The organism is Vibrio sonorensis (assembly GCF_001854765.1).
GTDB lineage: Bacteria > Pseudomonadota > Gammaproteobacteria > Enterobacterales > Vibrionaceae > Vibrio > Vibrio sonorensis.
Genome location: NZ_LJJE01000112.1, coordinates 287635 through 297672 on the forward strand (window position 1 = coordinate 287635; position 10038 = coordinate 297672).

Consider the following 10038-nt stretch of genomic DNA (forward strand, 5'->3'; position numbering starts at 1 on the left):
TGTCACGATTGTTTTGAAAGATATCCACCATTTTATAATGATAACCATTATCATTTAAGGTATCCTCTCGCTTTCATCGGTGGAGGAGTAACCTATGCTAAGTCTTTCTAAACTGAACAAAATTTTGGGATTGGCCTGTTTAATTCTACTTATTGGCTGTAGTGAGGAATCGCCGCCAAATAAAACCGAAAACCAATTGACCATATCAGATGGATGGCCAAAGTACATCGTTGATAGCTACGGTGAAACCACCCTTGATCAACCGCCAACTCGAATTGTATCGACCAGTGTTACCCTGACAGGCACTCTGCTCGCAATTGACGCACCACTGATCGCTTCCGGTGCCGCTCGTACCAACACCAAAGTGGCTGATGATATTGGCTTTTTCCGTCAGTGGAGTGATATAGCGTCCGAAAGAAACGTGATATCCCTTTATCAAGGTGAAGCTAATGCAGAAACTGTAGCCAAGCAAAAGCCAGATCTTATCCTCGTTTCCGCTACTGGTGGCGACTCAGCATTAAAACTGTATAAACAGTTCTCAACCATCGCCCCAACGATCGTTATCAACTATGACGACAAAAGTTGGCAAGAGTTGGCTGGTGTACTAGCCCAAATTACTGGCCGTGAAGATCGTGCCAATGAGGTGATAGAAGATTTCGAACACCGCCTCTCCCTTGTCAAAGAGCAAATAGAATTGCCACCGCAGCCTACGTCAGCTTTGGCGTATTACGGAGACGGGCGGGGGGGCAACTTTTGGACCAATGAGTCAGCACAAGGCAAGATATTAACTTCTCTCGGCTTTGAGTTGAGTGAACTTCCAGAAGATCTTAAAGACAACCCGATAATGGGCCAAAGAAAAGATATTTTTCCAGTCAACGGCGAACGATTTGCCGACGCTATTACAGGTCAAAGTATTTTGCTGTTTGCCGCAAACGAACAAAGTGTAGAGCAAGTTAAAAAAAATAAGTTTATCTCCCATTTAGACCCAGTGAAAGGGAACCAGGTTTTTGCAATGGGTAACGACACGTTCAGACTCGATTATTATAGCTCCATGAACCTGCTAGACACACTGGATTCAACCTTTGGAAAACGTGACTAGATGAAAGACCAGTATGTGGACTCAGTAAATAGGCAGACAACCATTCAGTTTAGGAGTTCTGCGCGATTTCACCAGCGACTTGCTATTCTCTTTGCTTTGGTAGTCGCTCTATTACTGATATCTGCAATGAGCCTATTTGTGGGCGCAAAACCTATTTCTCCAACTGCGGTTATCCAGATCCTTGCTGGCGAGACTCAAAGCACTGACAGTATGATCATATGGCAAAGCCGCCTACCAAGGACAATTACAGGGATTTTAGCAGGGGCTTCGTTAGCGGTTGCCGGGACTCTTATCCAAGCCTTAACTCGCAACCCATTAGCGGATCCGGGCATACTTGGTGTCAATTCCGGCGCCAGTTTTTTTGTATTACTTGGTGTGGTCCTATTTAGCAATCAAACTATGGGGGATCATTTGTGGTTTGCATTTGGTGGAGCGTTGTTAACAAGTCTCTTTGTTTACTTCGTCGGCACTTATCGCGAAGTAAAAGTAAACCCACTTAAGATTACTTTAGCAGGCGTCGCTTTGGGGGCACTTTTGGCCGGAATCTCTTCTGCGATCACTCTAACCAGCTCGGCGGCCTTCGACCAAATGCGATTTTGGGATGCTGGTTCGTTAGACGTGCGTGATTTGTCACTACCAGTAGCAGCACTGCTCCCTATAGCAATAAGCTTGACGCTCGCTGTTTTCATCGCTCCTGCAATAGACAACCTTTCTTTCGGTGACGAGATTGCTCAAGGCTTAGGCACAAATGTAACGCTCATCCAAACCTTGGCGCTGATTACCATTGCTTTATTATGTGGTAGCGCAACTGCAATAGCTGGCCCAATTGGATTTGTTGGATTGATGATTCCTCATGTCGCTCGACGTCTTTCCGGCCCCAATCAGTTTTGGCTTACTGCTTACTCAATAGTATTGGGGCCCTTACTATTAGTAAGTGCCGATATGTTGGGCAGAGTTATCGCAACTAATGAAGTACGCGTATCGGTGGTAACAGCATTCGTGGGCGCACCTGTTCTTATTTTCCTAGCTCGAAAAGTGACTTCTTTTGGCAAGCTATAATGAAACCCTCTAATTATTACTTACTAGGCCAACAAAGTGGACGGCTAAACATACTTGTTCCCAAACGCAGCCTTAAGTGGTGTTTGCTTTTGACGTTAACGGCGTTCGTTATCGCCACGTTCGCGCTTGTGACGGGACAACTTAAAACCTCTTTTTCTGAATTGCATGAGATCGTATTTGGTGGTGGGGATAAGTTTATTAGAGCCGTTGTTGTCGAATGGAGGTTGCCAAGGTTAACTGCCTCTCTCGTGTTTGGCGCCGCTCTCGGGGTAAGTGGAGCCCTGTTTCAGTCCCTAATTAGAAATCCGTTGGGTAGCCCAGACATTATTGGCTTTAATACGGGCGCTTACACTGGTGCGCTACTTGTGATAATTGTGCTTGGCGGGAACTACATCCAAATCGCACTTGGAGCGATAGCTGGTGGCATTATAAGCGCGGCCGCTGTTTATCTTCTGGCATTTAAGCAAGGTGTGAAAGGCTTTAGGCTGATCATCATTGGTATTGGTATTAGTGCTATGTTAAGTGCATTTAATACTTGGCTTATGATCACCAGCAGCCTTGAGAGTGCAATGACTGCAGCAGTATGGGGCTCCGGCTCTCTCAATGGTATGAGCTGGGATAAAGTCATACCATCGTTTTCCTTCATTTTCTTCGCGCTAATTGCGACCGCATATTTAACCAGAAACATGAACATTCTCGAAATGGGGGACGATAGTGCCAATGTGTTGGGGATTGATAGTGAAAGAACACGTCAATTGGCCATGTTTTGTGGCGTCGTCCTAACGGCCGCCGTCACAGCAACAGCTGGTCCAATATCCTTTATCGCTCTTGTCGCCCCTCAATTAGCAAAAGCAGTAACTAAAGAGGGGGGCGTCGCCCTTGTTCCTTCTGCCTTAATGGGCGCTACTTTGTTGATCTTGGCAGACTTTACGGCAGCAAACCTGTTTGCACCTAACCAACTCCCAGTTGGTATTGTTACCATAAGTATTGGCGGCGTTTATCTTATTTACCTTTTGATCAGACAATCCGGAAGATAGTGCTTTGAACGAATCTATACACCTAAAAACAACCAACAACGTTAGCCGTTTAAAAGCCAAGAATATCACGCTCGGCTACCAAGGCACGTTAATCACTCAGTCGCTATCAATCGATATCCCTGATGCAAAGTTTACCGTGATTATCGGTCCAAACGGGTGTGGAAAATCAACTCTATTGAGGGGATTGAGTAGACTGCTAACGCCAAGTGAAGGCTGTATCACTTTTGATGATAAAGATCTCGAATCCTATTCCAGAAGATCGTTAGCTAAGCAGCTTGGCCTCTTACCTCAATCGGCTATTGCACCCAGTGGTATTACGGTTTACGACCTTGTTGCGAGAGGCCGATTCCCTCATCAAACGTTTTTACGTAGGTGGACTCAGCAAGACGAAACAGCAGTATCGAACGCCGTTAGTGCGACTCAAATTGAACCTCTGTTAGACAAGACGGTTGAATCTTTGTCTGGTGGGCAAAGGCAGCGCGTGTGGGTAGCAATGGTTTTGGCTCAGGAAACACCTTATCTGTTACTCGATGAACCAACGACGTATTTGGACATTTCTCACCAAATCGAACTATTAGAACTGTTTAAACGACTCAATCAAAAAGAAGCGCGGACTGTTGTTGCAGTATTGCATGACTTAAATCATGCCTGTCGCTACGCCGATCACTTAGTGGTTATGAAGTCCGGAAAGGTTATTGCAGAAGGGACTCCAAAGAACACGGTATCGAAGTCTCTCATTAAAGAGGTTTACGGATTAGATTGCATTGTTGTTGATGATCCTTTGACTAAAACGCCCATGATAGTGCCCGAACCTCAGTCCGAGTAGGTTCGTCAGAATTTGATCACACTGATGTAAACAGGCTTAGTGATACACTAAGCCTGATGTTAAATATTCGATTGTATTCTCCATTAACGCTTTAACACATGCGATAAGCCATCAATGATGCCTCCTCGCCAACACAACCTATCATGGCCACCATCGAAAATTCTGTACTGCAGGTTGTGGTTCTGCTGTTGCGATAGTTGCATTGCGATATCATTACTCAGATCAATCATAATATCTTCGCCGCTGCCAACTTCCATAAACAAATTTAAGCTTACGTTAGAACCGAGGCCAGAAGCTAAATCTTTACTCATTTCACTTAACAGTGTTTTACACTTAGGTGGTGAATACTCGCTTGGTGGCTTAACAATTGAAAAGTCGGGCCACCAAAATGAGCCAGATTGACACACTGCAGCACCAAAATTCTCTGGCCAATTGAGTACAGCATACATTGCTGACAATCCACCTAAGCTTTGGCCCACTACCGCAGTATGGGCTGGTTCAAGACTGAATTTGAACTGACGGGCTAGGGTAGGGAGTAACTCCTGACTAATTGCTTGCCAAAAATCGGCACTACAACCGAGATCAAGCTTCCTCTGCTCTAAATTTACTTCATCAATAAACACGTAATTTGACGCGGGCAACACACCACTGTCTGTTGCTTTTTGTAGAGCATCAAACAATGGCATCTCTTGACACCAAAAACCACCGTCAAGTATCAAAACCGTTGGTATCTCGGCTTGCTGTTGGGAAGAGGAAGTCGAATATAGCCAAACGCTTCTTGAACGTCCAAGAATATCACTCTCCCATGTGTATACACGATCAAAGGTGTGATGACTAGATTCAGAACCTTCGTCAAAACATTGCCACTCCTTTTGAGGCAGGGCGTCCGGCATATGCAAAGGGGACTTGGTTTCGCTCCACTGGCATTTTGATAGGCTAAGAGGGTTTAAAGGATCGCTGCAACTAAGTGGAAAAATGCTTCTAAGCCAACGGCGATGCATCTCTTTTTTCTCTGAATAAGAACCCAAATACTGTGGTTGCACCATATCTTGTTGTACGGGGATGAACGCATACCCACAACGCCAAGCGTTTTTCACATTTACCTTGTACCACCAAACATCTGTATCTTCTATGCGCTTAAGCTTTTTCATATCAAAGCTGTGATGATCAGTAATCCCAATAATGTCGATGTATACCTGTTTGGTCAGTGAGTCACTTCGCGCTGTATCCCCCCTCCATAGGAAAATGACCTCGCAATGGTCCTCCCACTTTGACGCAATCAGGGGTAGCCCCTCGCGCTTGATACACTCCCACCATTGATCGTCACCAATTAAACAGGCAGGCCTTTCTAGAAGGGCGGTTATATCAAAAACACTCTTGCTCTCATGAGCTTGATTTACAACTTCTGTCATTCTCTTTCCGGCTTACATTATTACTTTTGCTTCAATCTTCAATTCAGTTGCTGAATAAAATATATTTCACTTAATCATTGTAAATGATAATCATTATCACTAATATTGTGAGCCGCAGCAAGTAATTACATTTTGTTGCAAACCTAAAATAATCTATTTACCTATCATTCGAAAGGATTTTTACAGTCATGAAAATCATGGATTATAAATGCAGTATATCTCATGTAACGAAGACTAAACTCGCTATTTTAATTGGAGCAATGTGTGCCAGTCCCTTTGGCATAGCACAAGAGAGTAGCGATGAAAAAGCGCAACACTTTGATACGGTGGTTGTTATTGGTGAGAAGCTGGGGGGCACACTCGCTGAAAATACAAGCTCGGTTACCATTTTTGATGAACAAACTGACAACGGTGAAGACCGTACTTACTACGAGCTGCTTGATCGCGTGCCTAACGTTTTGAACGCCCCTTCAGGCGTCGCTCATATTCGCGGTATTGACGGCCGCGGGCCAGCAAATGGCTTCTTATCATATATGACAGGTGCGACACCACGTGTAAATACCACCGTGGATGGTGTGTCAGAATCATGGACTGGTGAAGCATTTGGTAAGGCAGGTCTTTGGGATGTAGAGCAAGTAGAGGTGTATAAAGGCCCACAATCTACCAACCAAGGAAGAAACAGTATTGGCGGTGCCGTCGTTATCAAAACAAAAGATCCAAGCTTCGAATTGGAATCTAAGGTTCGCGCCGGTTATGAAAACGAAGATGGTAAATATCATTTGGCTGGTGTTATTTCCGCTCCGATTGTAGAAGACAAACTGGCTTATCGCATCGCTGTTGAGGGGGCACAGGGCAACACTCCGATCGACTATTCCCTTGAGAATGACCAATACCCTTGGGATCCTTCTGAGGTAGAGTCATACAACGTGCGTGGTAAGCTTCTGTTTAAACCTATGGCAAACGACAAGTTTACTGCCAAACTAACGTTGGCAAGCCGCAATGAAGAAGGGCAGTACACCAACTTTTCTAATGTAAAAGGTGAGTACATCTACACTGACGAAAACGGTACACGACATCAAGACACTAAGAGCTGGAACGCCAACCTAGACTTGGCTTTTGAACTCAATAACGAACTGGTATTAGACGTTCTATTTTCGCAGCGTAACTACACCACGAAATTCAAGGCCTACCCAACAGTGGATTGGTGGGGTGATGTAGACGAAAAAAACTTCTCTACTGAAGCTAAGCTTTCTTACAACTCTCTTGATGACAAGTACAACCTAGTATTTGGCGCGAGTAGCTTCTTAAAAGATCAATACACTCAAACTGATTCTTTGAAACGAGATGATGAAGTTGTAACTAACGCCATCTATTTTGATTCAAAAATCAACCTAAATGAAACTTGGGGCATACTGCTAGGAGCTCGTTACGAGAGGGATAAACTAGAACGCGATTTTGATCATGCGCGTTTGCCAATCGATTTCAAAGAAGACGAAACTAACTCAATTCTGCTTCCTAAAGTAGGCCTGACGTACACAACTACTGACAACTCTACTTTGGGTTTAACGGTGCGCAAGGGTTATAACGCAGGAAGTATGGGATACAATGAGTACAAAAAGTCAGTGTTTATCTACGAGCAAGAAGAAGTTTGGACGTATGAGCTAAGTGCTCGTTCAACACTGCTAGATAAAAAATTAGGGCTAACTGCTAACTTGTTCTACAACGATTATGAGAACTTCCAGACCGCAGTGAAAGGAGACAGTGGCTCGCACCGCGATAGCTATATCACCAATATTCCTGAAGGAAAGACCTACGGTACTGAGGTAGAAGCTAAATATTGGATGGACAATGGCTTAGATCTGTTTGCCTTTGTCGGTTTACTGAAAACAGAAATCACAGAAGCACCCAAAGGAACAAAAACAGACCTGCAAGGCAAAGAGTTTAGCTACGCACCATCATTGTCTGCGGGGCTTGGGTTTAACCAGCAGTTTGATTCAGGAATGTTCTTTGGTGCTCGCGTAAACCATACTTCAGACTACTATACAGATTTGCCAAATACAGAAAGTACAGCAGCAGGGGACTATACTATTCTTAACCTGAACGCTGGTTATGAAACCGATAATTTGACCATTCGCGCTTATGTCAAAAACGTTACCGACTCCGACTACGTGGTCCGTTACAAGCATGACCTGGTTGAAATGGGTGGCCCGCGTACCTTTGGTATCGTTGCTGATTACAAGTTCTAAAAATAGCAATCTAAACTAATAACACCAACGATGGTCGCCGTGTGAATTACGCTTCTAATGACATTTTAAATGCGTTACAAGCCAAACATAAAGGCGTCCATCGTTTTATCCGAAACCCCATTCAAACACGCTAATTGTGCTTTTTCAGACTTCAATACCTACAAGTAAATTAAATAAACATTAGATATAAGCCAAGTAACAACCCAGAACTGGATGCGCGATCTATGTTTACTGTCGAAATCATTTCAACAATAACTATCGGTCACATACAAAGCAGTATGCATAAAAAATCTTTGACGTTTTGCTAATTTGCCCTTAGCCTAATATCGAACCTTTTAAATAATAAGTAAGAGTAACTAACTGTTTTATGGATAAGCAACGCTTAGCATAAACACAGACAAACTAGAGATTATATTATGACTAACGACCAAGCCTACATCGAGAGGGTAGCTGAGATCATTGAAAGCGGTGCCTCTGTTGATCTGTTTAACGATCGCAATATCCTTCTTATTACTTCCAACAAAACAATTTCTTCTCTTCTACGTTCATTTGCAACAGAACGTTTGAAGTCTTCGCATGAAAACTCATCAGAACCTGAATATTTAGAAAATATATTTAGTGAGTTTTCAAACAGATTTGGTTTACCAAAGGGCATTGCTATTGAGTATATTCGACCTCCAGTGGGTGGGTCCTTCGATAACATTGTAAGTAAGCGCTTAACCGAAAAAATCGCAGCAGATGAGGACATCGATAAGAAAGACTTCACAAATTCAGTCTTAGATGAGTTCGTTTCTCTTTTCTCAATTAACAGAGAACAAAAGGATGGAAAGAGATTGTTGCATGATCTTCGACTACATCGCTTCGTTAACCAATATTTCCCAACAGATAATTTTCACTCAAGGCTTGCCAGAGCGGCTCGTTGCTCTCTAGAAGAGACAAGGTTCGTGCGAGACTATAACGATCTAGATAACGCCTATCATTCAGGCGAAAGGAAAATAAAAACCATAAACAAAGGTAAATGGGACTCAGGAGAGCTAGCGCAGTGTAGATTTGAAAAAGTAATAACAGAGTATTTTGGAGAGCAGTTTGATATCCATGCAAACAAACCTATACATCTAGGACACGGTGATGCCAAACAACTACCTGAGTTCGATATAGTAATAGCCCGTAAGGATTTCTCACATAGTAGCCTACCTTACGTTGACTATATACCTATAGACCAAGTAGTAGCTGCTTTTGAAGTGAAACGAACCCTAAAAAAGCAGCATGTAGAGCTTGGACATGACAAAGCTAAAGAAATAATTGATGATCGATGTATGGCTTTGAAACAGGGATCTATGCCTCATGTCCGAAGCTTGGATCCTTCATTGACTCCATATCAACTACTACGCGGAAAAATCTTCTTTGGTATTCTTTCTCTTGATGTAGATAATGACGCGGCAGAACTACTCATTTCTGGTGAAAACCATGCAGAACGCTACCTTAAAAAAGCACATTATTTCGAGGGAACCGAAAATGAAGAGTATTTTTCTGACTACGCTCCAGATGTTATTTTCTGTCCACAGAAGCTTCTTTGGGCTAAAGAAAGCTCTCTTATGCCAAACAAGTTCTTTGAAAAACAAGTTAGATTTTTCTGCCAGCGGGGTAAAAATACAATTGACAGTTCAGTCTCAACATTCGGCTACCTCATTGCAGCAATGAGACGTTTCTTTATCGCGCAAGGCCACATAACGAAAGAAGACCGAAAAGCGTACTTGGGTAATTACCAATATTTTCGATTAATGAACTCAGAATCTACCAAGTCGCGTATTCTACTGGAGAGTGATGATTGGGCTTCAAACGTGATTCATGACATACGTAGATACCTATCGACTAAAATCCCAAATGAATACACATACACGCCACTGAACAACAGGCCACCGTTAATACCGCTCAAACAGTGGGATACTGATGAAGCACAAGATATACTAGGGTATCTAAAAAATGAAATAAAACGCATATGTAAGCTTGAAGCGAAAAACCAGCGTTATGATTTTGAAGATCATGTTTTTGAAGCTACATTTAAATCATTATTCAAGTGACCACCTAGTCAATTGTGAAGAGCCCTAAATGGGCTCTTTGTTTATTGAAAAGAAAAATAATGTTAAGTCTAAATGCACAACCTTTGTTAGATAATTTAATCTGTCAAAATGGCTAGTAGAGCGTGATTCGCAATAACCAATAACTTATCTCAATGAGAATAAGATATTGGTTATTATATATTTTATGGTAAATAACTTATGTTAACTGACAAAGTACATACAAGAGGAATGAACAGTAGTGGATTCAATTAAACCACACCTTATTTAACATAATATAC

General features: G+C 42.7%; 7 protein-coding genes. 6 read left to right on the forward strand and 1 reads right to left on the reverse strand.

Annotated features, from left to right (window positions below; all coding sequences use genetic code 11):
• Positions 1-94: 94 nt before the first annotated feature.
• The 4 genes from fepB to BLO31_RS21270 are packed head-to-tail and all read left to right on the forward strand — an operon-like array spanning position 95 to position 4021.
• Complete coding sequence (gene fepB, locus BLO31_RS21255; RefSeq protein ID WP_070971604.1) at positions 95-1099, forward strand: Fe2+-enterobactin ABC transporter substrate-binding protein; 1005 nt, start codon at positions 95-97, stop codon at positions 1097-1099.
• Entirely contained in the window at positions 1100-2158 is a 1059-nt protein-coding gene (locus BLO31_RS21260) for an iron chelate uptake ABC transporter family permease subunit (protein ID WP_070971607.1), read from the forward strand.
• The gene (fepG, locus tag BLO31_RS21265; RefSeq protein ID WP_070971609.1) at positions 2158-3195 is read left to right on the forward strand and encodes an iron-enterobactin ABC transporter permease; all 1038 of its coding nucleotides are present in this window, start codon (positions 2158-2160) and stop codon (positions 3193-3195) included. Before BLO31_RS21260 ends, fepG begins: the two co-directional genes overlap by 1 nt.
• Before the next feature lie 4 nt (positions 3196-3199).
• Positions 3200-4021 (forward strand): ABC transporter ATP-binding protein, encoded by an 822-nt coding sequence (locus BLO31_RS21270; RefSeq protein ID WP_245688540.1) that lies wholly within the window; start codon positions 3200-3202, stop codon positions 4019-4021.
• A gap of 83 nt (positions 4022-4104) precedes the next feature.
• Here BLO31_RS21270 and fes read toward each other — a convergent pair whose 3' ends face one another.
• Positions 4105-5433: an enterochelin esterase gene (fes, locus tag BLO31_RS21275; protein WP_070971612.1), complete on the reverse strand. Its 1329-nt coding sequence runs from the start codon at positions 5431-5433 to the stop codon at positions 4105-4107.
• Positions 5434-5621: 188 nt separating this feature from the next.
• Between fes and BLO31_RS21280 the strand changes: the two genes are divergently transcribed.
• Positions 5622-7679: a TonB-dependent receptor gene (locus BLO31_RS21280; RefSeq protein ID WP_070971615.1), complete on the forward strand. Its 2058-nt coding sequence runs from the start codon at positions 5622-5624 to the stop codon at positions 7677-7679.
• A 416-nt stretch (positions 7680-8095) separates the two neighbouring features.
• A complete protein-coding gene (locus tag BLO31_RS21285) occupies positions 8096-9760 on the forward strand; it encodes a DUF6602 domain-containing protein (protein ID WP_070971617.1) in 1665 nt (554 codons plus the stop codon).
• The last annotated feature ends 278 nt before the right edge of the window (positions 9761-10038 follow it).

What these genes read in the sequence shown, in the direction of transcription:
- fepB (WP_070971604.1), top strand. Translation starts at nt 95, where the DNA reads ATGCTAAGTCTTTCTAAACTGAACAAAATTTTGGGATTGGCCTGTTTA.
- BLO31_RS21260 (WP_070971607.1), top strand. Translation starts at nt 1,100, where the DNA reads ATGAAAGACCAGTATGTGGACTCAGTAAATAGGCAGACAACCATTCAG.
- fepG (WP_070971609.1), top strand. Translation starts at nt 2,158, where the DNA reads ATGAAACCCTCTAATTATTACTTACTAGGCCAACAAAGTGGACGGCTA.
- fes (WP_070971612.1), bottom strand. Translation starts at nt 5,433, where the DNA reads ATGACAGAAGTTGTAAATCAAGCTCATGAGAGCAAGAGTGTTTTTGAT.
- BLO31_RS21280 (WP_070971615.1), top strand. Translation starts at nt 5,622, where the DNA reads ATGAAAATCATGGATTATAAATGCAGTATATCTCATGTAACGAAGACT.
- BLO31_RS21285 (WP_070971617.1), top strand. Translation starts at nt 8,096, where the DNA reads ATGACTAACGACCAAGCCTACATCGAGAGGGTAGCTGAGATCATTGAA.